At 42.2% G+C, this 25,822-nt stretch carries 22 protein-coding genes; 13 read left to right on the top strand and 9 right to left on the bottom strand.

The annotated features are described in order from the left end of the window. Positions 1–42: 42 nt before the first annotated feature. From E4635_RS12245 to E4635_RS12215, 7 genes are all read right to left on the bottom strand, one after another. A complete protein-coding gene (locus E4635_RS12245; RefSeq protein ID WP_135526989.1) occupies positions 43–2,634 on the bottom strand; it encodes a sodium-translocating pyrophosphatase in 2,592 nt (863 codons plus the stop codon). 114 nt (positions 2,635–2,748) lie between these two features. Next, complete coding sequence (locus E4635_RS12240; protein WP_135526988.1) at positions 2,749–3,279, bottom strand: inorganic diphosphatase; 531 nt, start codon at positions 3,277–3,279, stop codon at positions 2,749–2,751. A gap of 89 nt (positions 3,280–3,368) precedes the next feature. Next, positions 3,369–3,977 carry a DNA-3-methyladenine glycosylase family protein gene (locus E4635_RS12235; RefSeq protein ID WP_135526987.1) on the bottom strand — a complete coding sequence of 203 codons (609 nt, stop codon included), beginning with the start codon at positions 3,975–3,977 and terminating at the stop codon, positions 3,369–3,371. Between the two features lie 87 nt (positions 3,978–4,064). After that, complete coding sequence (locus E4635_RS12230) at positions 4,065–6,551, bottom strand: DUF5686 family protein (protein ID WP_394345975.1); 2,487 nt, start codon at positions 6,549–6,551, stop codon at positions 4,065–4,067. 68 nt (positions 6,552–6,619) lie between these two features. Beyond that, on the bottom strand, positions 6,620–7,597 hold the full coding sequence (locus E4635_RS12225) for a pyruvate dehydrogenase complex E1 component subunit beta (protein ID WP_135526985.1): 978 nt from the start codon (positions 7,595–7,597) through the stop codon (positions 6,620–6,622). 401 nt (positions 7,598–7,998) lie between these two features. After that, positions 7,999–8,580 carry a TetR/AcrR family transcriptional regulator gene (locus tag E4635_RS12220; RefSeq protein ID WP_135526984.1) on the bottom strand — a complete coding sequence of 194 codons (582 nt, stop codon included), beginning with the start codon at positions 8,578–8,580 and terminating at the stop codon, positions 7,999–8,001. Between the two features lie 72 nt (positions 8,581–8,652). Next, positions 8,653–9,405 carry an SDR family oxidoreductase gene (locus E4635_RS12215; protein ID WP_135526983.1) on the bottom strand — a complete coding sequence of 251 codons (753 nt, stop codon included), beginning with the start codon at positions 9,403–9,405 and terminating at the stop codon, positions 8,653–8,655. 445 nt (positions 9,406–9,850) lie between these two features. Here E4635_RS12215 and E4635_RS12210 point away from each other — a divergent pair, with 445 nt between their 5' ends. The 8 genes from E4635_RS12210 (at position 9,851) to porT (ending at position 16,298) form a co-directional block, all read left to right on the top strand. Then, positions 9,851–10,597 carry an electron transfer flavoprotein subunit beta/FixA family protein gene (locus tag E4635_RS12210; RefSeq protein WP_135526982.1) on the top strand — a complete coding sequence of 249 codons (747 nt, stop codon included), beginning with the start codon at positions 9,851–9,853 and terminating at the stop codon, positions 10,595–10,597. Positions 10,598–10,678: 81 nt separating this feature from the next. Continuing rightward, positions 10,679–11,647, top strand: a complete 969-nt coding sequence (locus tag E4635_RS12205; protein ID WP_135526981.1) for an electron transfer flavoprotein subunit alpha/FixB family protein — start codon at positions 10,679–10,681, stop codon at positions 11,645–11,647. 256 nt (positions 11,648–11,903) lie between these two features. Continuing rightward, a complete protein-coding gene (locus E4635_RS12200; RefSeq protein ID WP_135526980.1) occupies positions 11,904–12,530 on the top strand; it encodes a bifunctional nuclease family protein in 627 nt (208 codons plus the stop codon). A 74-nt stretch (positions 12,531–12,604) separates the two neighbouring features. Continuing rightward, positions 12,605–13,429, top strand: a complete 825-nt coding sequence (locus E4635_RS12195; protein WP_135526979.1) for a thymidylate synthase — start codon at positions 12,605–12,607, stop codon at positions 13,427–13,429. Positions 13,430–13,554: 125 nt separating this feature from the next. Beyond that, positions 13,555–13,884 (top strand): 2TM domain-containing protein, encoded by a 330-nt coding sequence (locus E4635_RS12190; protein ID WP_135526978.1) that lies wholly within the window; start codon positions 13,555–13,557, stop codon positions 13,882–13,884. Between the two features lie 7 nt (positions 13,885–13,891). Next, the gene (locus E4635_RS12185) at positions 13,892–14,377 is read left to right on the top strand and encodes a dihydrofolate reductase (protein WP_135526977.1); all 486 of its coding nucleotides are present in this window, start codon (positions 13,892–13,894) and stop codon (positions 14,375–14,377) included. A gap of 479 nt (positions 14,378–14,856) precedes the next feature. After that, positions 14,857–15,588 (top strand): bifunctional demethylmenaquinone methyltransferase/2-methoxy-6-polyprenyl-1,4-benzoquinol methylase UbiE, encoded by a 732-nt coding sequence (gene ubiE / locus E4635_RS12180; protein ID WP_135526976.1) that lies wholly within the window; start codon positions 14,857–14,859, stop codon positions 15,586–15,588. A 2-nt stretch (positions 15,589–15,590) separates the two neighbouring features. Continuing rightward, positions 15,591–16,298, top strand: coding sequence for a type IX secretion/gliding motility protein PorT/SprT (porT, locus tag E4635_RS12175; RefSeq protein ID WP_135526975.1), 708 nt, complete (start codon positions 15,591–15,593; stop codon positions 16,296–16,298). A 76-nt stretch (positions 16,299–16,374) separates the two neighbouring features. Here porT and E4635_RS12170 read toward each other — a convergent pair whose 3' ends face one another. Continuing rightward, positions 16,375–17,103, bottom strand: coding sequence for a TrmH family RNA methyltransferase (locus E4635_RS12170; protein ID WP_135526974.1), 729 nt, complete (start codon positions 17,101–17,103; stop codon positions 16,375–16,377). Between the two features lie 36 nt (positions 17,104–17,139). Between E4635_RS12170 and tamL the strand changes: the two genes are divergently transcribed. From tamL to accD, 3 genes are all read left to right on the top strand, one after another. Further along, on the top strand, positions 17,140–19,686 hold the full coding sequence (gene tamL, locus E4635_RS12165) for a translocation and assembly module lipoprotein TamL (RefSeq protein WP_135526973.1): 2,547 nt from the start codon (positions 17,140–17,142) through the stop codon (positions 19,684–19,686). 40 nt (positions 19,687–19,726) lie between these two features. Continuing rightward, entirely contained in the window at positions 19,727–20,794 is a 1,068-nt protein-coding gene (gene fbaA / locus E4635_RS12160; protein WP_135526972.1) for a class II fructose-bisphosphate aldolase, read from the top strand. A gap of 77 nt (positions 20,795–20,871) precedes the next feature. Then, positions 20,872–21,726: an acetyl-CoA carboxylase, carboxyltransferase subunit beta gene (gene accD / locus E4635_RS12155; RefSeq protein WP_135526971.1), complete on the top strand. Its 855-nt coding sequence runs from the start codon at positions 20,872–20,874 to the stop codon at positions 21,724–21,726. A gap of 64 nt (positions 21,727–21,790) precedes the next feature. On the opposite strand, the gene E4635_RS12150 is transcribed toward accD, so the two are convergent. Next, positions 21,791–23,047: an ABC transporter permease gene (locus E4635_RS12150; protein ID WP_135526970.1), complete on the bottom strand. Its 1,257-nt coding sequence runs from the start codon at positions 23,045–23,047 to the stop codon at positions 21,791–21,793. Between the two features lie 159 nt (positions 23,048–23,206). Between E4635_RS12150 and purH the strand changes: the two genes are divergently transcribed. Further along, positions 23,207–24,739 (top strand): bifunctional phosphoribosylaminoimidazolecarboxamide formyltransferase/IMP cyclohydrolase, encoded by a 1,533-nt coding sequence (gene purH / locus E4635_RS12145; RefSeq protein ID WP_135526969.1) that lies wholly within the window; start codon positions 23,207–23,209, stop codon positions 24,737–24,739. A 53-nt stretch (positions 24,740–24,792) separates the two neighbouring features. Continuing rightward, entirely contained in the window at positions 24,793–25,821 is a 1,029-nt protein-coding gene (locus E4635_RS12140) for a rod shape-determining protein (RefSeq protein ID WP_135526968.1), read from the top strand. The last annotated feature ends 1 nt before the right edge of the window (position 25,822 follow it).

Raw genomic sequence — 25,822 nt, 5'->3', positions numbered from 1 at the left:
CCTTACAAAATGCAAGGCTTTAAAAAATTTATAACAAGTGGGTTATTTCTTTTTGAATTCTTCAATTTTAGCAGTTACTTCTGCTTCTGTTCCTTCAAATGTTTTTACCTCTTCGGTTGTTTTGCCGTTTTCTGTCGTGGCAATCGTAACGGATGCTTTTACTTTGCCGTCAACGTTTGTCTTCTCGATAGCAACCTGTTTGGAAACATTGCTTGTCATTTCTTTATAAGGAAGAGCTGCGCAACATGCTTTTTTGCAGTCTTTGACTTTTTGGAATTTACCGTTTTGATCGAAATGAGCCATGCAAACTGCTTTCTCTTCGGCGGTGCAACCCATTTCATCACACATTTTAGCGCATTCGTCTTTGGTCATCATCGGCATTTTGGAAGCATCGCATTTCATTTCTGTCCTAACTTCAGACATAGTGCAGCAAGCCGCTTTTGAAGTTCCTTCCGAATGGCCGTTACCTAAAATCGGGGCCATTACCAATCCGATCAAACAAGTTAATTTGATCAAGATATTCATTGATGGGCCTGAAGTATCCTTGAACGGATCTCCAACAGTATCACCGGTTACGGCAGCTTTATGGGCATCTGACCCTTTGTAAGTCATTTCTCCGTTGATCATTACACCGGCTTCAAAAGATTTTTTGGCATTGTCCCAGGCACCTCCGGCATTATTTTGGAAAATAGCCCAAAGCACTCCCGAAACCGTCACACCGGCCATATAACCTCCTAGCATTTCAGCAATTAACTGATGATTATCACCATACACCACTAATCCTAGCAATACAATGGCAATGGGGAAACCAATGGTTAAAATACCCGGCAGCATCATCTCGCGAAGGGCTGCTTTTGTAGAGATTTCTACACATTTTCCGTATTCCGGTTTTCCGGTACCTTCCATAATCCCTGGAATTTCCTTAAACTGGCGGCGCACTTCATAGACCATATCCATCGCAGCCTTTCCTACGGAATTCATAGCCAGGGCTGAGAAAACCACTGGAATCATTCCTCCGACAAATAACATGGCCAAAACCGGCGCTTTGAAAATATTGATTCCGTCTATACCTGTAAAAGTTACATAGGCGGCAAATAATGCTAATGAGGTCAATGCGGCAGAGGCAATGGCAAAACCTTTACCGGTTGCTGCTGTAGTATTTCCGACAGAATCTAAAATATCGGTACGGGTGCGGACTTCTTTTGGCAATTCGCTCATTTCTGCAATCCCTCCGGCATTATCGGAAATTGGGCCGAAAGCATCGATTGCCAATTGCATCGCAGTAGTAGCCATCATGGCAGAAGCAGCCAATGCCACTCCGTAAAATCCTGCCAAAGCATACGAAGACCAAATAGCAGCTGCAAATATTAAAACTGTTGGAAAAGTAGAAATCATGCCCGTTGCTAAACCGGCAATGACGTTTGTTCCTGCTCCCGTGCTTGATTTTTGGACAATTGCCAATACTGGTTTTGTCCCTAAACCTGTATAATATTCTGTTACGGAAGAAATCACCCCGCCAACAATCAAACCAACAATGGTAGCATAAAATACTCTCATGGAAGAGATTTGCTGGGCTGCTTCCCCGAAGAATTTCATGGTCATAACTTCAGGCAACATGTAACGTACCAAAAAGAAGCAGGAAACCGCCGTTAAAACGATGGAAACCCAGTTCCCTACATTTAATGCGCCTTGTACTTGTTTTTCCTTTGCATCGTTGCTGCTAATTTTAACCAGCATCGTTCCGATGATGGAAAATAAGATCCCGAAACCGGCTATGGCCATTGGTAATAAAATAGGGCCTATTCCTCCGAAAGCATCCTCTATCTTACCTCCCATATCTTTAATCACATAATTACCCAGAACCATCGCAGCCAAGACCGTAGCAACATATGACCCGAATAAATCGGCTCCCATACCGGCAACATCACCCACGTTATCCCCTACGTTATCTGCAATGGTGGCAGGATTGCGGGGATCGTCTTCCGGGATACCGGCCTCAACCTTACCGACTAAATCTGCACCTACGTCAGCAGCTTTGGTGTAAATACCACCTCCGACACGGGCAAACAAGGCAATGGATTCTGCTCCAAGGGAGAAACCTGCCAATGTTTCCAAAACAACTGTCATATCTTCTGAAGAAGTCCAGGTGCCTTGCATAAAATAATTAAAAAAGAAAATAAAGAACCCTGTCAAACCTAAAACGGCCAAACCGGCAACACCTAATCCCATTACCGTTCCACCGCCAAAGGAAACCTTTAATGCCTGCGGTAAGCTGGTACGGGCGGCTTGTGTGGTTCGTACATTGGTTTTAGTGGCAATTTTCATTCCCATATTTCCGGCCAATGCAGAAAAAATAGCCCCAAAAATAAAGGCTACTACAATTAATATGTTTGTTTTAACTCCCGGAACAAAAGTAATCCCCGCTAAAACAATACTTGCCCCTATAACGAAGAAAGTCAATAATCTGTATTCGGCTTTTAGAAAGGCAAGGGCTCCTTCGTAAATGTGCTCTGAAATTTCTTTCATTTTACCGTCTCCGGCATCCTGCTTGAGTACCCAAGCCCTTTTTGCGGCCATAAATGCAAGGCCTATTAATGCCATGACAATTGGCACATAAATCATCATTGAATTCATAATTAGTTTTTGGTTGGTTAGTTAATTAATCTTTTAAATATAACCACCAATATAAATAAAAAAGCAACATTTTAATTAAAATGTTGCTTTTTTATTAAACCAGATTATAAACAATTATCTGATGCTGAACAATCCTTCCGGTTTGTCCTGGATATCTTCAAAACGTTTTACGCATTCTCCCAGGATTCGCAGTGCTTCATTAACATCTCCCCAGCCTTCAACGTCTACTTTTTTGTTTTCCAAATCTTTGTATACCTGGAAAAAGTGTTCGATTTCTTTCAACAAGTGGGAATTGATATCGCCAAGATCGTTCAGTTTGTTCCAAATAGGGTCTGAAACAGGCACACAGATTATTTTCTCGTCCGGTCCTTTATCATCAGCCATGTGGAAAACACCAATAGGCTTCACTTCAATCACACATCCGGGGAAAGTCGGTTTTGTTACCAATACCAGGACATCCAAAGGGTCACCGTCAAGTGCCAATGTTTCAGGAATAAAACCATAATCTGCAGGGTACATCATTGAAGAAAACAACATACGGTCGAAACGCATTCTTTTCAAATCGAAATCGTACTCATATTTGTTTCTGCTACCTCTTGGAATCTCGACCAATACATCGAAAGTTTTTACTTTATCAGCTGTCATTTTATACTCTTTTTTACATTTTTTGAGGGTGCAAAAGTACTGCAAAAAAATGGTTTTGCAAGCATTCCGTATAAAGAGTTTACAATTTATTAGTATTGATAGGTGATTTTCCTTCCGCGTTTTTGAAGATAATAATGCCATAGCAAAAACGAAGCTAACGTCCTGTGGGGAGCCCAATTGCGGGCATACACTTCCATTTCCTGCTTGTCCTGGATAGACAGCAGTTCTTTCATGGTATTGACAATCGCGATATCCCCCAGCGGAATGACATCCGGGGATTTGAGGCAGAACATCAGGTAGACATCAATGGTCCAGTTCCCGATGCCTTTTATTTTTATCAGTTCCTCCCTGACCTGTTCAGAGGGTTTGACCGAGAGGCTTTCCAGGTCGAGGGCTCCTTCCAGGATTGCTTCGGAGAGGCATTTGATGTATTTTGCTTTTTGACGGCTTACGCCAAAGGCCCGGAATTCCTCTTCCGTAAGGCCAATCAAAACCGGTGGCTCGATAGCGGAAACCCCTTCCCGCATCCTGAGGAAAGTGGCTTTGGCGGAATCGACGGAAACCTGCTGCTCCAAAATCAGGAGTACCAAGGTTTCAAATCCCTGCGGACGGCTCGGAATGACCGGAAGCCCGTAGGTCTCGATGATTTGCCTGAAAATAAGGTCTTTTGCCGAAAGGTATTGAATGGCTTCTTGCATACGGTTAGTTTTAGCCCTGATAGCAACGGCATCCTTTTTCCTGTTCCTTTAACAGGGAAAAGATACAGTGGATAGCAGGAATAGCTCCTAGAAATAAAACCCGAACGATCCTTTGACCGTAAATTTATTGGCATCCGGAAGATTCAGGTAGCTTCCGCGCCAGGCGAAATCGATCCGGAAAACCTTAAAGATATTGGCCACACCGGCATGGTATTCCCAATAGCCGTTTACAGGCGCCATATAATTGAGCCCGGAGGCGTTAATGGCACGGTTTTGATCCGAAACGCTGCCGTAGACTGCTTTTACCCCGACAATTTCCCTCCAGTTGAGTTTTTTCATAAACGGGATCCTGGAGAAAATACGGCCGTTGAAATGATGCTCCAAATGCAGCGATGTATATTGGTCGGTTATGAATTCGTAATAATTCATCAGGTTGTAGGTGTTGTCGATCACAAAGTACGACTGGTTGCCGGGCACAACGGCCATAAGCCCCAACGGCACTTCCCCGAAGATCTTGCCTACCTCAAAAGTAGAGAACAAACGGCCCATGCCTCCCATGAATATAGGCTGGCGGTAATACAACTGCAGTTTCTGGTAATTGAAATCACTGTTGAACACTCCTTTTAATCCTTGGCTGTAATTGACAAAAATCCTCGGATAGTAATTGTCCACTTCCAAACGCTCAACGCCGTAACCGACCAGTTTGCGTTTTGGTGTGTAATCAAACCCAAAGGTAATCTCGGACTGTTTCACATTGGATTTTATGCCTCCGTTTGAATAGTAATCCAGGCTGAAGGTTGGCGAGGCCGATTCCAGGGTCCTGTACGAGAATCCTGTTTGCAGCACCAGGTTTTTAAGCGGTTCTATTTCTGCGGCAAAAGAGGTCAGGTTTACATTGGTCAGCTTGCTGTTGTCGCCGCTGGCAAAAAAGGAAGAAGAAGCGAAACTCCTGCCCAGCACATCGTTTGAAGTGGTAAGGCTCACCCCTATCTGCTCCACGTCGCGCCGGTTCCCTCCCGAGATTATGATCCTGTTCTTCTTGTCGATCATCCATTTTCCGGAAATACCGTACTTGAATTTGTTATCCTTGAATCCGTAAGCGGTATACGCCTGGATCCGCCACGGGTCATTGGATCCGAAATAGGTCCTCCCGCCGATACGCAATCTTTGGCCTTCTACATCATTGTAACCAAAGGTGGAAAATATAGGCCCGAAATCAATAATCCCTTTTTGGATATAACCACTGGCCAGGATAGTCCCTAAATTGTACAAGCGCTTGAATTTCTTGACCGTTTTAAGGGTATCGAGCATTTTATAGACTCCTAATTCGTCCTTGCTTAGGTTTTCCATCCGGTTTTCGTTCCAGAATTCTTCTGATTTATTGAAGACATCCTGGTCAAAATCATTGACATCGTCCTTATAGAACTTATCCGGTTTGGGGATATTGAATTTATGGTCGCTGTATAATGTAGTCCTTTTTCCGTAGATCCCTTTGGAGGATTCTTTTTTGTTTAAGGCGAAATCCGACATCATGTAATCTCTTTTGAGCAGGAAGACCGAATCGTTGAGCACATCGAATTCCTGTTCGATATAAATGTCTTTCACCCAGTTGATATTGGCACTTTTTGAAGCAGCCATGTTGATTTTCTTGATAGCGAAGGTGGTATCGTTTACCCAGAAATCCCCTTTGAAGGTCAATTCGTTTTTCCTTCTTGGGTAATACACGATATTGTAACACCATTTGTTGTCTATAAAAGTACTGTCGCTCAACACATAATTATAGGTATTGATACCGGTCCTGGACAGCGGGCTTACGAAGTTCTTGTCAAAAAAGTTCAGGTAATTGTTGTAGATGTCGTACTCCGAATACAAATCCTTGATGAAAGTATCCACTCCGTTGCCATCTCCCAGTCCGGAATTCTTGTTGGCTTTGAGGATTTCCTTTTTCTTTCCGTTGGTATTGTCGCCATACACGTCATACAGGGATTCATTGATGAAGATCGGCAGGTAGGTTTTCCCGGTAATCTTGGAAGTGTCCACTTGCTTGAAAATAAATTCCAACCCTTTGAATACCTTGTTTTTCATGAAGGCGGAATCGATGGAGTTCATGTCAAACTCCACTTTTTCGTATTTGTTCATTTGGTATTGATCGAACAGGTGCAAACCGTTCCTACGCTTTCTTTCCCATATCTTACGAAGGATATCCAGGGCGGGGTTGTTCTTTTTGGAGGTTTTCCCGGAATAGATCTTGACTTCCTGGAGCACATTGGCTGCAGCAAAGGATATCTTCATATTGTAATTGACGGCTTTGGCCAGGGTTATTTCTTTGGTTTCAAAACCAACATAGGAAACAACCAGGATCTTTCGGGATTCGGCAGATTCGAGGTAGAACCGCCCGTTTTCATCGGAAGTGACACATTCCCGGGTGCCTTTAAAACAAATATTGGCATACGGAATGGTCTGGTTCATGTCGTCGTATACGATTCCGCTCACCTTGGTCTGGGCAAAAACGGCAGAAACGAACAAAAGGCTTATAAGGGCAAAAAGATTCTTCATAGGAAAAAAAAACTTCATCAGATTATGATGAAGTTTCAAATATAGTTATTTTATTAATTGACAGATTAAGAATTACAAATTGTCAATTATTTATACATTACTTTTTTGACAGCCTTGATTACATCCTGCGCATTAGGCAACCATTCTTTGAGCAAAGTCGGGGAATAAGGTGCCGGTGTATCGGCAGTAGTAATCCTTTGGATAGGTGCATCCAGGAAATCGAAAGCACGCTCCTGCACAATATAGGTGATCTCGGAAGCAACAGAGGCAAAAGGCCAGGCTTCTTCCAATACTACCAATCGGTTGGTTTTCTTTACAGAAGTTAAGATCGCGTCATAATCCATTGGGCGGACAGTCCTTAAATCTATGATTTCACAGGAGATGCCTTCTTTGGCCAATTCGTCAGCAGCGATATGCGCTTCCTTGATGATCTTACCGAAGGAAACGATGGTTACATCTGTCCCTTCACGTTTGATATCGGCAACCCCTAACGGGATGATGTATTCTTCTTCAGGCACTTCTCCTTTATCTCCATACATTTGCTCCGATTCCATGAAAATAACAGGATCGTTGTCACGGATGGCTGCTTTAAGCAACCCTTTAGCATCGTAAACGGTACTCGGCACCACTACTTTAAGCCCCGGAGTGTTCGCGAACCAGTTCTCAAAAGCCTGCGAGTGTGTTGCACCCAATTGCCCTGCAGAAGCTGTAGGCCCACGGAATACCATCGGCATTGGGAACTGCCCGGCAGACATCTGGCGCATTTTTGCCGCGTTATTGATAATCTGGTCGATACCTACCAAAGAGAAATTGAAGGTCATATATTCTACAATCGGGCGGCAGCCGTTCATGGCCGAACCTACCGCGATACCTGCAAAACCAAGCTCGGCAATAGGCGTATCAATAACTCTTTTAGGGCCAAATTCATCCAGCATTCCTTTGGAAGCCTTATAAGCCCCGTTGTATTCCGCTACTTCTTCACCCATTAAGTATACTGATTCATCGCGACGCATCTCTTCACTCATCGCCTCGCAAATAGCTTCTCTAAATTGTATCGTTCTCATATTATATGTGTTCTCTGTAAAATTGAACAGCAAAAATAAAAATTTTAAATCACTTATTGCTTATATCTTAAATAGAAAAGATGAATTTATTTTCCAAGGACGCAATTGGCATTCATTCCCTGAATCAAAAGGCAGGACAACAATACAAATTAGGCATCCGGGAGGCAAAAAGCAGTTGCCCTGCACTCTTGCTGTAGTCTAACTGCACTCTAACTGCACTCTGACTGCACTCTAGAGAAAATGGAAAAGCAGGTGTTGTTTGTCGCAAATCGTCTTTAAAGTGTGTTTTGCGCCATAAATTAAAAGGTTTTGCTGATTGTTGTTTTATTTGACTACCCTACCCCCGGAAGCCCAACCCATAAAAAAACCACTTACTATTGTTAAGTGGTTTTAGGCAGGTATTACAAGATGGAAAAGAAGACCTTCAATATATCATCATAGACTTCTTTTGCAGTTTCCTTAGATCTTGATAGCACCCTGATTCCCGAATAGGTGCAATATAAAAACCGAGAAAGGGAAAGTGCGCTGTGTTCTTTTGTGATTTGGCCCAGTTCCTGCCCTTTTTTGACCGCTTCAAGGAAAACGATTTCCATATCCTGTCGGTTCTGGTCCAAAAGCCTGGCTATTTCCTTATCGTGCAAGGCGAGTTCAACCATCGAATTTACGGCAAAACAGCCTTTGGTATTCCGGTCCTGGCTGCTTTCCAGCACTGCCTGTTTGAGCAGTCCCTTGAGCACTTCTTTCATGTCGCCTGACCGGGCAATCAATTCTTTGACATCAGCAACTCCTTTTTGCTGGTAACGGCCCAGTGCCCTGGCGAACAAAGTATGTTTGTCGCCAAACGTGTCATACAGGCTGGAACGGCTCAGCCCCAAATGAGTTACCAAATCCTGAGCGGACGTTCCGTTATATCCTTTGTACCAAAAGATATCTATTGCCTTATCCAAGATCTGTTCTTCGTTGAATTCTTTTGTACGTGCCATACATAATTCTTTTAAAGTATCCTGCAAAGTTAGCAAAAAACAGAACGTTCGTTCCAAAATTAGGGCAAAAAATTAAACTACAGGATTTACCAAAAGACCTCCATCAACTACGATTTCAGTACCAGTGATAAATGAAGCGTCATCGGAAGCAAGGAAAGCGACTGTTTTTGCAATTTCAGATGCTTGCCCGAAACGCTTCAAGAGTATTTTTTGACCTAATACTTCGCCAAAACCATCCACTTCTTCCTGGTGCATACCCAACTTACCGTAAATTGGTGTTTCAACCGGTCCTGGAGAAATGGCATTCACACGGATTTTTCTCGGTGCCAATTCGGTGGCAAAAACTTTATTTATTGCCAAAATGGCTGCTTTACTGGCCGCATACACGCTGGAACCCGGCATCCCCAAACTGGCATTGACTGACGCATTGAATATCACAGAACCACCATCATTTAAAACAGGTAATAATTGCTGCAATGTAAAATACACTCCTTTGACATTGACATCCATAATGCTGTCATAATGGGCTTCAGAAGCAGATTCCAACGGAGCAAAACTGGCGATGCCCGCATTAAGGAAAATAACATCTACTGTACCAAATTTGGTTTTTACTTCTGCCGCCAGGTTTTCAATTGATTTCAAATCTGCCTGATCTGCCACGATACCCGTAACACCCAAATCCTTTTCAGCTATCAATAAAGCCGCTTGGTTTCTGCCGGTCACAATCACTTTTGCACCTTGTGCTTTCAATTCTTTGGCAGCAGCATATCCGATACCGCTGTTCCCTCCTGTGACAATAGCCACTTTGTTTTCTAATTTATTCATTTGTAATTATTTAAATTGTTATTTGTAATTATTTATAAGGCAAAGATATAATAATGGAACGAACGTTCCGTTATTGTTATTGTTAAATTTTTGTTAGAAATCCAGAACTCTTTGTTTCTTACTAAAATGTAAGAAGAATAATGTGCCGTATATTTGCTTGCATGAATGGATTTGTTTGAAGAATGCAGCTGTTAAGACCCAAAACCAATCAACTTGGGAAATAAAGAAACACTCTTTTCTTTACCTCAGCAATTGAGGGTATAGCAGTAAAGCAACCGTTTTGTTTTTCAATACTACTACAAAATCCTGCTACTGCATTCATTCCCCTATACTTAAAAACCGATTTCTTTTGAATGCAATGAAAAAAATATTATGCATGCATAGTATATTATTGAAATATTATGCTATTTTTGTATTCCGATTTTAAGAACCAAATACAGAAGAAATGAAAATATTAGTTTGCATCAGCCACGTGCCTGATACTACTTCAAAAATTAACTTTACCAATGGTGATTCAGAATTCGACACCAATGGTGTACAATATGTAATCAATCCAAATGACGAATTTGGCTTAACCCGTGCCATCTGGTTCCAGGAGCAGCAAGGCGCTAACGTAACTGTTGTAAATGTTGGAGGGCCGGACACGGAGCCAACCTTACGTAAAGCATTGGCAATCGGGGCAAACGAAGCTATCCGTATCAACGCCAACCCAACCGACGGGATGTTCGTAGCCAAACAATTGGCGGAAGTGATCAAAAACGGCTCTTACGATTTAGTGATTGCCGGTAAAGAATCATTGGATTACAACGGCGGTATGGTTCCGGGAATGATTGCCGGGATTTTGGGAGACAACTTCGTAAACTCCTGCATCGATTTGAAAGTGGACGGTACCAATGTTACGGCCATCAGGGAAATTGACGGTGGAAAAGAAACGGTAACCACTACCCTTCCTTTAATTGTAGGCGGGCAAAAAGGGCTTGTAGAAGAAAAAGACCTTCGCATCCCGAACATGAGAGGTATTATGACAGCAAGAACAAAAGCCCTGACAATCCTTGAGCCTGTGAGTGCCGATGCGAACACAAAAGCTGTGAAGTTTGAAAAACCGGCTCCGAAACAGGCGGTGAAATTAATCAGTCCGGATAACCTTGACGAATTAATCAACTTATTACACAACGAAGCAAAAGTCATCTAATTTTACATTTTGAGTTTTAAATGACGGGATTGGATTCAGGATCATTTAAAATTTAGGATTCACATTCAAAATAATAAAATCATGTCAATATTAATATACGCAGAATCAGCAGAAGGTAAATTCAAGAAAGTCGCTTTCGAATTAGCTTCTTATGCCAAAAAAATAGCCGAGACTACCGGACAGACCGTTACGGCATTAACCATTAACATCAGTGACGTTTCCGAATTGTCTAAATATGGTGTCGATAAAGTATTGAAAGTAACCAATGACAAATTGGCCAATTTTACGGCTAAAGCCTATGCCGATGCAGTAAAGCAAGCCGCTGAAAAAGAAAGCGCCAAATTGATCTTGCTGTCTTCTTCAACAGATAGTTTATACCTTGCCCCTTTGGTATCGGTAGCGTTAAACGCCGGTTTTGCCTCTAACGTGGTAGGATTGCCTGTAAGCATGTCTCCTTTCCAGGTGAAAAGAAACGCTTTCTCAAACAAGGCATTCAATATTACTGAAATCTCTTCAGATGTAAAAGTGTTGTGTTTGGGTAAAAACTCTTACGGGATATTTGAAAACGCAGGTACTGCCGCAGCGGAAGATTTTGCACCGTCTATTTCAGATGCAGATTTTGGCGTAAAAGTACAATCGGTAGAAAAAGGATCGGGCAAAGTAACCATTGCAGATGCCGATGTCGTAGTTTCCGGCGGACGCGGATTGAAAGGCCCTGAAAACTGGGGTATGATCGAAGACCTGGCAGCAGTTTTAGGAGCGGCAACTGCTTGCTCCAAGCCTGTTTCCGATTTAGGATGGAGGCCTCATAGCGAGCACGTAGGGCAAACAGGAAAACCGGTTGCCACGAATTTATATATTGCCGTAGGGATTTCAGGAGCGATCCAGCACATTGCGGGGATCAACTCTTCAAAAGTAAAGGTTGTGATCAATGCTGATGCTGACGCGCCATTCTTTAAAGTAGCCGACTACGGAATTGTAGGGGATGCTTTCGAGATCCTTCCAAAATTAACCGAGAAATTAAAAGCTTTCAAAGCCCAAAACTCATAATCCTTACAGGATATCCATATGATGAGCTGTGTAATTCAAATTATACAGCTCATTTTTTTTGTTTTCCGTTTCTTGAAGCAAAAGTTTTTCGTTACTTTGCATACGCTTTCCTGCTATTGGCAACACCTTTGCAAAACCCGGCGCAATGCCAGAAATGACAAAGGAAGCCGTTTTACCAGGCTTTGCAGTTAATCAATTTACACCAGCAAAATTTTTAAGCCCGAGCCTTACACGCCATGCTTAACACTCAAAAACTATGAGTTTAGTAAAACTTACCATAAAAGGAATATCTTACAGCCAGACACAAAATGGAGCTTACGCCCTTATTTTGAACGAAGTGGACGGAGACCGGAAATTACCAATCGTGATTGGCGCTTTTGAAGCCCAGTCTATAGCCATTGCGCTCGAAAAAGAAATCAAACCGCCCCGCCCGCTGACACATGACCTGTTCAAGAACTTTGCTGACCGCTTTGACATTGTCATCAAGCAGGTTATCATCCACAAATTAGTGGATGGTGTTTTTTACTCCAGCATGATTTGCGAACGTGATAAGATTGAGGAAATCATTGATGCGAGAACTTCAGATGCGATTGCCTTGGCACTTCGTTTCAACGCCCCAATCTTTACCTATAAAAACATCCTGGACAAAGCCGGTATTTTCCTGAAGATAAACCCTGAAACCGAAAATCCGGACCAGCAGAATATTGATGACATCCTGTCTTCCCCTGAAACCTTCGGGCTGGAAGAAAGCAATGACAGCAAGAGTTCCTACGCCAAGCACAGCCTTTCGGAGCTTCATGATCTTTTAGACAATGCGGTCCAGGAAGAAGATTATGAAAAAGCGGCCAAAATACGGGACGAGATTTCGAAAAGGGAAAGCTAAAAATTATTTTAACTGTAAAACGGCAACCAGCAATGCATCATTTTATAGGCAAAACCCATCATTTATAGTAGACAATGAAGCAGTATTTAGATTTGGTTAAGCACGTTTTGGAAAACGGGAACCAAAAAGGAGACAGGACAGGAACGGGAACCAAAAGTGTTTTCGGGTACCAGATGCGTTTTGATTTAAGTGAAGGATTTCCGATGGTTACGACCAAAAAACTGCATTTGAAATCTATTATCCATGAATTGCTTTGGTTCTTGAAAGGCGACACCAATATTGCTTACCTGAATGAAAATGGTGTAAAAATATGGGACGAATGGGCCGACGGAAACGGTGATTTGGGCCCGGTCTACGGACACCAGTGGCGCAATTGGAACAGCGAGGAAATTGACCAGATCAAGGAATTGATCGATACCTTAAAAACCAACCCGAACAGCCGCAGGATGCTGGTTTCCGCCTGGAATCCTTCCGTTTTGCCGGATACGTCCAAGTCATTTGCCGAAAATGTTGCCAATGGAAAAGCCGCTTTGCCGCCCTGCCATGCCTTTTTCCAGTTTTATGTTGCTGACGGTAAATTATCCTGCCAGTTGTACCAACGCAGCGCCGATATTTTCCTGGGCGTTCCCTTCAACATCGCTTCTTATGCCCTGTTCACGATGATGGTGGCGCAGGTTTGCGGACTGGAAGCCGGTGAATTTATCCATACTTTTGGCGATGCGCACATTTACAGCAATCATTATGAGCAATTGGAACTGCAATTGTCACGGGAACCGAAACCATTGCCTAGAATGATTTTGAACCCGGCCGTAAAAGACATTTTCGACTTTACCTTTGAAGATTTCACATTGGAAGGCTACGAGCCGCATCCTCATATAAAAGGAGCAGTAGCGGTATAAGGAATAATGGCTTAAGGATAAGGAACAAAACCATATCGTTTTTTGGGCCCGGATTGCAAATAGTTAGCAACACGCATTTAAATTCAAAAAAATAATTTTATCTTTAAATCCGTAAAACCTTACTTATGGATAATTCTCTACACGAACAATACGAGTACGCGAGACAACGCCTGAAGCAAAAAAAACGCTTGTATTATCACTTTGTATTCTTTGTTCTGGGAAGTATTTTCTCTTTGGTTGTAAACAAACTGCTTAACGTATATCCTGAAACGCATTGGTTCCTATGGGTAATTACCATCTGGAGTTTTTTGTTCATTCTGCATTTTATCCGGGTTTTTATCACGGACAGTTTCATGAACAAAAACTGGGAGCGGACACAAATAGACAAGCTTATCGCCAAACAGGAACGGAAAATAGAACAACTCCAAAAAGACCTGGACCAAAACAATAACTGATACTTCCATGATTACACTGATTGCCGCAGCCGGCGAAAACAATGAGCTGGGAAAAGACAACGACCTGCTCTGGCATCTTCCCGACGATTTTAAGCGGTTTAAGGCCATTACTTCGGGTCATTATATCATTATGGGAAGGAAAACGTTCGAAAGCTTTCCAAAACCATTGCCCAACCGCACCCATATTATCATTACCAGAAACGGGGATTACAAAGTCCCGGAAGGCTGTTATGTAGTCAATTCTATGGAAAGTGCCATTGCTGCCTGCCCGGATGATGAAACTATTTATGTTATTGGCGGTGGGGAAATATACAGGCAATCTATCGATATTGCAGACTGCATCGAGCTGACCAGGGTGCATCATTCTTTTGATGCCGATGCTTTTTTCCCTGAAATCGATCCGGGAAAATGGAAATTATCGGCTTCCGAATGCCACGGCAAGGATGAGAAACATGCCTACGACTTCACCTTTGAAACCTATACGAAACTATAAACCATAAAAAAACGCCTCCTGCAAACAGAAGGCGTTCTTTATAAAATGCCAGGGTAAATTTCTAGAATCAAAATTATTTTGCCATATATTGTTCAACCATGTTATATGGCCAATACATAACTGAGACGAATCTCAAACGTCATATTACCAAATACCACTAAGATAATATAACAAAACTAAAATTTCCAAAAACAAATTTAACCCAAAGAACGTTTGTGCACTTCTACAATTGAAAAGACAATTGCAAATTTTGATTAAAGATAGTGAGACAAATTGTGCCAACTTGCTTCATTATTTTTACCTCTCGGTAAATGAACCTATTGACATTTTACAAGGGAGTAAATTTAACAAAAATTTTTAATTACCACAATACCAAACACTTATAATTAACTAAAAACGATTAACATCTTAAATTCATCGATGATTGACCTGTTTTTAAACATTCGGAATTTAATTTTATATTTGTTGAAATTTATTTTATGTCCATTAGCACAAAACCATACAAAGATTCTGACCTGGGAAAGAAGGAACAAGTCGCAAAAATGTTTGACACCATCTCTACAAAATACGACAGCCTGAACCGGGTTATCTCGTTTGGAGTGGACATCAAATGGCGCAAAAAGATTCTGAAGATGGTGGCTGGAAAAAACCCCGAAACCATACTTGACATTGCAACAGGAACCGGGGACCTGGCTATTTTGCTGGCCAATACGCAGGCAAAAAAAATCATCGGCCTTGACATTTCTGCCGGTATGCTCGAAGTAGGGAAGCAAAAAGTGGCCCATAAGAATTTATCCGAAAGGATCGAGCTGGTTTTGGGCGATTCGGAAAAAATCCCTTTTGAAGAGGCGTCTTTTGATGTGGTAACCGTTGCCTTTGGTATCCGGAATTTTGAAAACCTGCAGCAAGGGCTTGCCGAGATACTGCGTGTACTGAAACCCGGAGGGCTTTTTGTCATCCTGGAAACTTCTGTCCCGGACCGTTTCCCATACAAACAAGGATACCGCTTTTATACAAAATACATACTGCCGGTTATCGGTAAACTTTTCTCCAAAGACAAAGTAGCGTACCAATATTTATCCGATTCTGCCTCAATTTTCCCGTACGGTGAAGAATTGAACAATATTTTGCGGAAAATTGGGTTTATAGATGTAAAGCATTTGCCGCAAACTTTCGGAGTAGCAACTATTTATTCGGCTTCTAAAAAATAACAATGAAGAAACTATTTTTTTTACTCATCCTTATATCGTCAACTATAAGCAATGCACAGGTTTTCAGCAAAAGCATGTTTGCCAAAAAACCCATCATCAATTTGGAGAACTTTGACAAACAGCGGATCCACTTTGGTTTTTTCCTGGGACTCAATAGTTATGATTTCAAAATTGACAAAAAATACGACGACCAGGACATCCTGGTAGACAGCCAGATGGGGTTTAACGTAGGTTTGATCACCAATTTGCGCCTGACCGAATATGTAGACCTTCGTTTTGAGCCCGGATTGTATTACGGCCAGCGGAATTTGCATTTCCCGCATATGACAAATGCTGTAGATGCATTGCGTGAGGTAAAATCAACCTACATCCACTTCCCGCTGCTCCTTAAATTTTCTTCCAAAAGGATGGGGAACGTAAGGCCATATGTTTTGGGTGGGATTTCATCCGATATGAATCTGTCGAGCAATGCCAATTCGAAAGACGACAATTCCTCAAACCGGTTCCGGATGCTGAAAAACACCAGCAATTACGAGCTTGGTTTAGGTATTGATTTGTATATGGAATATTTTAAGTTTTCGCCTTCCATACGAGGTGTTTTCGGGATGAAAAACGAACTTATCCCCGATAACGACCCAAACAGCCCCTGGACAGGCAATGTAAACAAGATGATGACACGCGGGATCTTTATCAATTTCGCCTTCCATTAATATCCGAAACAAGGCTTTTGTAGCCAATGATAGAATAAAAAAAAGCAGCTTGGAAAACAGGCTGCTTTTTTTGTTGCTATGCGTTTCTTTTGAATTCGCTTAATACGATGGCGGTAGCGGTGGCTACATTCAGGCTTTCGGTCAGTTGCAGGTTGCCGAAACGCGGAATGCTTATTTTTTTGGTTACCAATCCTTCAATGCTTTTTGAGATACCGTTGGCTTCGTTCCCCAACACGATAATACCTTCCGTAGGCAATGCCTCTTTATAAATATTGTCACCTTCCATAAAAGTCCCGAAAACAGCCGTTCCCGATTGAGACAGGTATGATTCCAGGTCAAGATAACTGATATTGACCCTTCCGATGGAACCCATAGTGGCCTGGACAACTTTAGGGTTGTACACATCAACAGTTTGTTCCGAGCAAATGATCTGGCTAATCCCGAACCAGTCACACAAACGGATAATCGTGCCCAGGTTCCCCGGATCACGGATATCGTCAAGGGCCAGTACCAATCCGCCGGGCGCAACCGGTTTTTCTTCAGGTATCCTGAAAACAGCCAGGCAATCGTTTGGCGTTGTCAAAGCACTTATTTTTTTAAGTTCCGATTCGGAAACAGATACTTTTTTGTGCTCCGGAACGTTTACAAACATAGGTTTCGTATGAAATACATGCTCCAGCTCAAAATCGGAATGCAACAATTCCTCAATCACTTTTACGCCTTCGGCAAAAAATAATCGATGCTGCTTCCTGTATTTTTTCTGAACTAAACCCGTTATAAGTTTTATTTGGTTTTTACTAACCATAAAAAAGTGTATTTTTGAAATAAATTTCCGAATAGTTTGAACAATCGTACTGCAAAAATATCAATATTTATTCTAATCGCTACACTTATTTCAGCGTGTAATGTTGTTAAGAAAGTCCCGGATAAGAAATTCCTTTTAACAAAGAACGAAATCCTCATCAATGATAAAAAAAATTCGCAGGAAGATGTCGTGGCCCAGATCATACAGCAGCCCAATACTTCTATTTTAGGGTATAAACTCCGGCTGAACATGTACAACCTGGCCAAAAACAATACGGATTCTATCTTTAGGGCAAAATACACTGCCCGTCCTGACAAATACAGGCGCAAAATAAAATGGCTTTCGAAAAAACAAGTGGACCGCCTTGGGAAATCTTTTTGGTATTCCGGATGGCACAGTTTTTTAAGAAGGACCGGAGAACCTCCTGTTATCATTGACACGGCAAAAACCAGGAGATCGATAAAACGCTTACGGGCTTTCTATTTCAACCAAGGGTATTTTGATGCCAAAGCCTCTTTTGACATTCATTACGAGGAAAACAAACGCGGTAATATCGTGTACAAACTTAGCACGGGACAGCCTACTTTCCTGGATACCATTTCACGGGAAATTGAAACACCTGCCTTGGATTCTTTGTATCTGCGTTCCAAAAGAAGGTCTATCATTAAAGAAGGCCAGCAGTACAAAGCCGAGAATTTTGATGCCGAACGCAACAGGATCACGACCTATTTCAGGAATCACGGAGTGTACTATTTCCAGCAGCAAAGCATCTATTTTGATATTGACACGGCCAGCAAAAAATCGCCGGTAAAAATAAATATCACCGATCAGATTGCAAGGAAAGGAGACAGTACCACTACAAAACCGTATGATATCTACCGCATCAGCGAAGTCAATATTTTCACTACCGACTCGGTATCCAAAAACAGGCAAAAAGTTGCTGACAGTGCAAAATACGGGAATTTCAACCTTTACAGCAGCAACAAATTACGCTACAGGCCGAGAGCGATAACCAATGCCGTTTTTATTTATAAGGACAGTGTGTACAGTGATTCCAAAAGAACTCAAACGCTGCGTTCCCTTAACAACTTAAGGATTTTCAACTATCCGAACATTACGTATACCGAAGACACGATCAGCAAAACACTGAAGACCAATATCTACCTGGTTTCGAAAGACAAATTCAGTTTTAGGGCCAATGCCGATTTTACGCATTCCAACATTCAGGATTTCGGTATTTCGGGAAGTACTTCAGTATCGATACGAAATCTTTTCAGGGGTGCCGAAATCCTGGAACTTGGGCTTCGGGGGAATATCGGTTCTTCCAAAGATTTAGCCAATCCAGACGATCAGTTTTTTAACATCTCGGAAATCGGTACTGATTTGAGGCTGAGTTTCCCAAGATTATTCCTTCCGTTCGGGACGGAAAAAATAGTACCTAAAACCATGTTTCCCAACAGTTTGATCAGTGTTGGTTTTGCCAAGCAGCGGAACATCGGCCTGGACAAGGAAAACTTTACCACAACCATCAATTACAGCTGGACTCCGGGCAGGAATACCAGCGCGCGGTTCGATTTGGTAAACATTCAGTATGTCAAGAACATCAATACCAAGAATTATTTCAACGTATACCGTTCCTCTTACACCAAACTAAACGACTTTGCCGGCACGTACAATACCAATCCGGATTATGTGGACGAATTTGGCAATCTTACCATAGCGCAAGGCGGGGCCGATATGTTCCTGGAAGGCGCGCTGAACAACGAATTCCCTTCATTGGATCCTGCCGGGACAGATTTCAGGAGTATCAAGAGTATCAAGGAACGAAAAGACAGGCTTACGGAAAACAATTTGATTTTCGCTTCGAATTTCAGTTATTCCAAAGACAGCAAAACCGATTTCTTTGACAAGGAATTTTACAGTTTCCGTGGGAAAATAGAATCTGCCGGGAATGTACTTTCGCTGGCGGCCAGCCTATCCAACCAGCCTAAAAGCGAAGATGGGACAAGGACGGTTTTCGGGTTGCAGTATTCGCAATATATCAAAACCGAATTCGACTATATCAAACACTGGGATTTGGGGAACTATAATATTTTTGCCGTTCGAAGCTTTTTTGGGATTGCCATTCCTTACGGAAATTCGAAATCCATTCCATTCTCGAGAAGTTATTTTGCCGGAGGTTCTAACGACAACAGGGCTTGGCAATCGTACAGTTTGGGTCCTGGCCGTTCCGGAGGGCTAAACGATTTTAACGAGGCCAATATGAAAATCGCGCTGAATGCGGAGTTCCGCTATCGTTATTTCGGAAGTTTCTACGGAGCTCTTTTTGCGGATTGTGGCAATATCTGGAATGTCCTGGACAACGAAACGGACGAAACGAAGGTATTTACCGGATTTTCATCATTGAAGGATCTGGCACTTGGTACGGGAATAGGCTTCCGGTATGATTTCAAGTTCTTCGTAGCCCGTGTAGACTTTGGTTTCAAGACCTATAATCCGGCAAAAACAGAAAACGAACGATGGTTTAAAGAATTAAATTTGAGCAAATCTGTGCTAAATATTGGTATAAACTATCCGTTCTAAAAGTAAATTTGTAATTTTGTCAATCTAATTTTTTAAACAAATGGCACACAACATAAAACCAGGCGTTGCAACTGGAGATCAGGTTCAGGAAATTTTCAACTATGCGAAACAAAAAGGATTTGCGCTTCCGGCTGTAAACGTTGTAGGTTCAAGCACTGTCAATGGTGTTTTGGAAACAGCAGCTAAATTAAAAGCCCCGGTAATCATTCAATTCTCAAACGGCGGAGCACAATTTAATGCCGGAAAAGGATTGTCCAATGAAAACCAGCAATCTGCCATTTTGGGCGCTGTTGCCGGAGCAAAACACATACACACTTTGGCAGAAGCATACGGCGCGACCGTTATTTTGCATACAGACCATTGTGCCAAAAACCTTTTGCCTTGGATTGACGGGCTACTGGATGCTTCGGAAAAATATTTTGCCGAAACAGGAAAACCGTTATATTCATCTCACATGATCGATCTATCTGAAGAACCGATTCACGAAAATATCGAAATCTGTAAAGAATACCTGGCCAGGATGAGCAAAATGGGCATGACCCTTGAAATCGAACTGGGCATTACCGGCGGTGAGGAAGACGGCGTGGACAACAGCGATGTGGACAGCTCAAAACTTTACACTCAACCGGAAGAAGTTGCTTTTGCGTATGAGGAATTATTGAAAATCTCTCCTCGTTTTACCATTGCCGCAGCCTTTGGAAACGTGCATGGTGTATACAAACCAGGCAATGTGAAATTGACGCCGAAAATCCTGAAAAACTCGCAGGAATATGTTCAGAACAAATTCAATACAGGTCAAAACCCTGTGGATTTTGTTTTCCACGGCGGTTCAGGTTCCACTTTGGAAGAAATCAGGGAAGCCATTACCTACGGAGTGGTTAAAATGAATATTGATACCGATTTGCAATTTGCATACACAGAAGGGATCCGTGATTATATCACGGCCAAGATCGATTATCTGAAAACCCAGATCGGAAGCCCAGAAGGTGCGGATTCACCAAATAAAAAACACTATGATCCGAGAAAATGGATCCGCGAAGGAGAAGTGACCTTCAATACCAGATTAGAGCAGGCATTTGCCGATTTAAATAATGTAAATACACTATAAATCAAAAAGGAAAATTCAGGGTTTGCTATAAAAAGCCAATTCCTGGATTTCGATTTTAGATTCTAAACTTAGAAATTATGAGTTGGTTTAAAAGAAAAGAAAAAGGAATTACGACGGCTACCGAAGATAAAATGGATGTTCCTAAAGGGCTTTGGTACAAATCTCCAACAGGTAAAATAGTAGATGCAGAAGAACTGGCGAGAAATCTTTGGGTGAGCCCGGAAGATGATTTCCATGTTCGTATAGGAAGTGCTGAATATTTCCAGATATTATTTGACAACAACGAATTTATCGAACTTGATGAAAATATGACGGCCAAAGACCCGCTAGGGTTTGTGGATACTAAAAAATACTCAGACCGTCTGGTAGACGCCATCAACAAAACCAAACTGAAAGATGCTGTCCGTACCGGAGTAGGAAAATCAAAAGGGAAAGACCTGGTAGTTTGCTGTATGGACTTTGCTTTTATCGGTGGTTCTATGGGTGCTGTTGTGGGTGAAAAAATTGCCCGTGGTATCAATCATTCCATCAAAAACAACATTCCGTTTGTGATGATCTCGAAATCCGGAGGTGCACGTATGATGGAAGCGGCGTATTCCTTAATGCAGTTAGCCAAAACATCTGCTAAATTAGCACAATTGGCAGAAGCTAAAATCCCTTACATCTCTTTGTGTACAGATCCTACCACCGGAGGAACTACGGCTTCTTATGCGATGTTGGGCGATGTGAATATTTCCGAGCCGGGGGCCTTGATCGGTTTTGCCGGGCCACGTGTTGTAAAAGACACCACAGGAAAAGACTTGCCGGAAGGATTCCAGACGGCAGAATTCCTGTTAGAGCACGGTTTCCTTGATTTTATTACGCCAAGGAAAGAGCTGAAAGATAAAATAAACCTGTACCTGGATTTGATCCTGAACCAGGAAATACGATAACAAAAAATCCCGCCTAAAAGACGGGATTTTTTTATGTTTGTTTTTTAGAAGAATAGTTAGGCATCTACATCCCGCTCCTAATGGCTTCAACAGGATCAAGCCTTGCCGCTGAAATCGCCGGGAGGATACCGGAAATCAAGCCGATAAAGGCAGCCAGGCCGGCACCTAGGGTAATGTTCCAAAAACTCAGCACGAACTCAAAATCGAGCGCGTTGGTCAGGAGCAATGCAATCAGCCATACCAGGAATATCCCGATAATCCCTCCGAAAACGGATAAGATGATCGCCTCGAACAAAAACTGAAGCAAAATAAATTTGTTTTTGGCACCCAAAGATTTTTGGATCCCTATCAGATTGGTCCGTTCCTTTACCGAAACGAACATGATATTGGCAATTCCGAAACCGCCTACCAAAAGTGAAAACCCGGCAATGATCCAACCGATCATATTCATAAAACCAATGGTCTGGTCTATCATTTCGGTGGCTCCTTTGAGGAAGTTGATAAAGAAATTATCGTCCTGCCCGGTTTTGATCCCTCTGTAATTTCGTAATTTTTGGGTAATCTGGGCTTTTAAAGTCTCATCATCAATAGTTTTGGCCGGTTTGATAATAATGATTGGGGTGAATTTTTCGGCGTTGTCACCAAACAAACTCCGTATCCTGTTAACTGTTGGGTAAATTGTCGTATCTGGGTTGGACCCGAAACTAATCATCCTGTCCCCTACTTTTTTCAATACACCCACCACTTTAAACCTTTGGCCGTAGAGCCTGACATCTTTCCCTATGGGTGAAAGCCCATCAAATAAGGATTTTGCAATTTCGTAACCGATGACAACCGCATTGGCTCCCGTATTGGATTCCTGCTCGCTAAAGAAACGGCCTTCCTTAAAATCCAGTTTTTCAATATCCGAAAATTCATAGGTGCACGGAATAACGGCAATGGAACTGATGGTTTTGGATTCGAATTTCACATTTTCCCTTCCGGCATAAAACTGGAAACAAACCGTTTGGACATCGGTCAATTCGTTTTTGAGCATTTTATATTCATCGTACGAAACATCCGGGAACTGCTCCATTTTCCAGTCCGGGACATCCGTTGGCCCAAAACAATATTTGAATACGAAAACAGAACTGTTATCCAGGCTTCCGATATCTTTTTTGATTTTCCTGTCCAGGGAATCTACCGCAGCGAGTACCGCGATAATCGAGAAAATACCAATGGTAACTCCCAAAAGCGACAGTAATGTTCGCAACTTGTTGTTTCGCAACGCGTTTATGGCAAAACTGAAACTTTCTTTCAGCAATCGGACATATACAATCATAAAGAGGAAGTTTATTGGATCAAAGCATCTTTCCGGGCCAAAAAAAGCCACCAGGATTCTAATTTAAAAATTAGTAGTGAAAATGAAATTTTTGTTACAATCCAGCCCTAAAATTAATTACAAAAAAACTACTTTTGCAGTACAAACTTCAACAACACAATGAATACTACAAAAACTATCCAATCGGCACTAATTTCAGTGTTTGATAAAACGGGCCTTGAACCAATTGTACAAAAACTGCACGAACAAAAAGTCACCATTTATTCTACCGGCGGAACCGAGGATTTTATTAAAAACCTGGGCATTCCAGTTGTTCCCGTAGAGGACGTGACCTCTTATCCGTCTATTCTTGGCGGAAGGGTAAAAACGTTGCATCCGAAAGTTTTCGGAGGAATCCTGAACCGTCAGGACAATGAAAGCGATGTGCAGCAGATGAAGGAATTCGACATCCCGCAAATTGACCTGGTCATTGTAGATTTATATCCGTTTGAGAAAACGGTTGCTTCTGGTGCCAGTGATGCTGATATTATCGAAAAGATTGACATCGGCGGTATCTCACTGATCCGTGCTGCGGCAAAAAATTTCAAGGATACGGTAATTGTTCCTTCCGTAAACGAATATGCTTTGTTGCTGGATTGCATTACAAAAAACAACGGAGCCACTACTTTTGAGGAAAGAAAAACATTCGCCACAAAGGCTTTCAATGTTTCCTCTCATTATGATTCGGCCATTTTCAATTACTTCAACCAAAACCAGGAAGAAACTGTTTTGAAGATTAGTGAAATAAAAGGCAATGTTTTGCGTTATGGAGAGAACCCTCATCAGAAAGGTTTTTTCTTTGGCGAATTTGACAAAATGTTCACCAAACTGCACGGTAAAGAATTATCTTACAACAACTTGCTTGATGTGGACGCTGCCGTGAACCTGATGAACGAATTCAAGAATGACAAACCTACGTTTGCGATTTTGAAACACAACAATGCTTGTGGGATCGCTACCAGGAAAACCATGAAGGAAGCCTATCTTGATGCGTTGGCCGGTGACCCGACTTCTGCATTCGGAGGTGTGTTGATTGCAAACGGAACCATTGATATGGCTACAGCCGAAGAAATCAACAAACTATTCTGCGAAGTAGTCATTGCCCCGGGTTTTGATGATCTTGCCGTAGATTTATTAGAAGAAAAAAAGAATAGAATTATATTAGTCCAAAAGGAAGTGAATTTGCCTGAAACTTCTGTCAGAACATGCCTAAACGGTATTTTGGTACAGGATAAGGATTTGGTTACGGATACCAAAGCGCACCTGAAGGCGGCCACCAAAACGTCTCCAACACAGGAAGAAGTGGAAGATTTATTGTTTGCTTCCAAAATATGCAAGCACACCAAATCGAACACGATCGTCCTGGCAAAAAACAGGCAATTGTGTGCTTCCGGAACCGGGCAGACCTCAAGGGTAGACGCTTTGAACCAGGCCATCCAGAAAGCGGTTTCCTTCGAATTCGACCTGACTGGGGCAGTTATGGCCAGCGATGCTTTTTTCCCTTTTCCGGATTGTGTGGAAATTGCGAGGAACGCAGGAATTACGGCTGTAATTCAGCCTGGAGGATCGATAAAAGATGAATTGAGCATTAATTATTGCAACGAAAATAATGTTGCGATGGTATTTACAGGAATTCGTCATTTCAAACATTAATTTTATTACTTTTGTAGAAAATTTAGTATAAACGAACATAACCCCGATTGAATATGGGATTTTTTGATTTCATGACCGAGGACATCGCTATTGACCTTGGTACCGCAAACACTCTGATTATTCACAATGATAAAGTTGTGATTGACAGTCCATCTATTGTCGCCCGAGACCGAATAACAGGCAAAATTATTGCTGTTGGTAAGGAAGCAAATCTGATGCAGGGGAAGACACATGAAAACATAAAGACCATCCGTCCTTTGAAAGACGGGGTTATTGCAGATTTTGACGCTTCGGAGCAAATGATCAAAATGCTCATCAGAAGCATCCCTGCCTTGCAGAAAAAATTATTCACACCTGCCTTACGAATGGTGATCTGTATCCCTTCGGGTATTACGGAAGTGGAAATGCGTGCGGTAAAAGAATCCGCAGAGCGTGTGAATGGTAAGGAAGTATACCTGATCCATGAGCCGATGGCCGCTTCTATCGGTATCGGCATCGACATCATGCAGCCAAAAGGAAACATGATTGTGGATATCGGTGGAGGAACAACTGAAATCGCCGTTATTGCCTTAGGCGGTATCGTTTGTGACAAATCGGTTAAAATTGCCGGTGACGTCTTTACCAATGATATCATCTATTACATGCGTACACAGCATAATTTATTTGTGGGTGAGACAACTGCCGAAAAAATCAAGATTGAAATCGGTGCTGCTATTGAAGACCTGGATTCCCCGCCGGAAGACATGTCCGTTCAGGGACGTGACTTGCTTACGGGCAAACCGAAACAGGTTGAAGTTTCTTCCAGGGAAATTGCCAAGGCACTCGACAAATCGATACAGCGTATTGAAGATGCGATTATGGAAACGTTATCCCAAACACCGCCGGAATTGGCTGCCGATATTTACAATACCGGGATTTACCTTGCCGGAGGAGGTTCTATGCTGCGTGGGTTAGACAAACGTATTTCCCTAAAAACAGATTTACCTGTCTTTATTGCTGAAGACCCGTTGAGAGCCGTAGTACGTGGTACAGGTATGGCATTAAAAAACCTTACAAAATACAGAAGTATCCTTATCAAATAAT

The organism is Flavobacterium humi (genome assembly GCF_004745595.1).
GTDB classification, from domain to species: domain Bacteria; phylum Bacteroidota; class Bacteroidia; order Flavobacteriales; family Flavobacteriaceae; genus Flavobacterium; species Flavobacterium humi.
Note: the sequence above shows the minus strand (reverse complement) of the source record. Positions and strands in the feature narration are given on the sequence as shown.

Bases quoted from the DNA above. Each gene is read 5' to 3' on its own strand.
- accD (WP_135526971.1), top strand. From the start codon at position 20,872: ATGAGTTGGTTTAAAAGAAAAGAAAAAGGAATTACGACGGCTACCGAA.
- E4635_RS12215 (WP_135526983.1), bottom strand. From the start codon at position 9,405: ATGAATAAATTAGAAAACAAAGTGGCTATTGTCACAGGAGGGAACAGC.
- E4635_RS12245 (WP_135526989.1), bottom strand. From the start codon at position 2,634: ATGAATTCAATGATGATTTATGTGCCAATTGTCATGGCATTAATAGGC.
- E4635_RS12235 (WP_135526987.1), bottom strand. From the start codon at position 3,977: ATGCAAGAAGCCATTCAATACCTTTCGGCAAAAGACCTTATTTTCAGG.
- E4635_RS12170 (WP_135526974.1), bottom strand. From the start codon at position 17,103: ATGGTTAGTAAAAACCAAATAAAACTTATAACGGGTTTAGTTCAGAAA.
- E4635_RS12195 (WP_135526979.1), top strand. From the start codon at position 12,605: ATGAAGCAGTATTTAGATTTGGTTAAGCACGTTTTGGAAAACGGGAAC.
- E4635_RS12150 (WP_135526970.1), bottom strand. From the start codon at position 23,047: ATGATTGTATATGTCCGATTGCTGAAAGAAAGTTTCAGTTTTGCCATA.
- E4635_RS12190 (WP_135526978.1), top strand. From the start codon at position 13,555: ATGGATAATTCTCTACACGAACAATACGAGTACGCGAGACAACGCCTG.
- fbaA (WP_135526972.1), top strand. From the start codon at position 19,727: ATGGCACACAACATAAAACCAGGCGTTGCAACTGGAGATCAGGTTCAG.
- E4635_RS12230 (WP_394345975.1), bottom strand. From the start codon at position 6,551: ATGAAGTTTTTTTTTCCTATGAAGAATCTTTTTGCCCTTATAAGCCTT.
- E4635_RS12240 (WP_135526988.1), bottom strand. From the start codon at position 3,279: ATGACAGCTGATAAAGTAAAAACTTTCGATGTATTGGTCGAGATTCCA.
- E4635_RS12140 (WP_135526968.1), top strand. From the start codon at position 24,793: ATGGGATTTTTTGATTTCATGACCGAGGACATCGCTATTGACCTTGGT.
- E4635_RS12185 (WP_135526977.1), top strand. From the start codon at position 13,892: ATGATTACACTGATTGCCGCAGCCGGCGAAAACAATGAGCTGGGAAAA.
- E4635_RS12220 (WP_135526984.1), bottom strand. From the start codon at position 8,580: ATGGCACGTACAAAAGAATTCAACGAAGAACAGATCTTGGATAAGGCA.
- E4635_RS12210 (WP_135526982.1), top strand. From the start codon at position 9,851: ATGAAAATATTAGTTTGCATCAGCCACGTGCCTGATACTACTTCAAAA.
- purH (WP_135526969.1), top strand. From the start codon at position 23,207: ATGAATACTACAAAAACTATCCAATCGGCACTAATTTCAGTGTTTGAT.
- E4635_RS12200 (WP_135526980.1), top strand. From the start codon at position 11,904: ATGAGTTTAGTAAAACTTACCATAAAAGGAATATCTTACAGCCAGACA.
- porT (WP_135526975.1), top strand. From the start codon at position 15,591: ATGAAGAAACTATTTTTTTTACTCATCCTTATATCGTCAACTATAAGC.
- E4635_RS12225 (WP_135526985.1), bottom strand. From the start codon at position 7,597: ATGAGAACGATACAATTTAGAGAAGCTATTTGCGAGGCGATGAGTGAA.
- ubiE (WP_135526976.1), top strand. From the start codon at position 14,857: ATGTCCATTAGCACAAAACCATACAAAGATTCTGACCTGGGAAAGAAG.
- E4635_RS12205 (WP_135526981.1), top strand. From the start codon at position 10,679: ATGTCAATATTAATATACGCAGAATCAGCAGAAGGTAAATTCAAGAAA.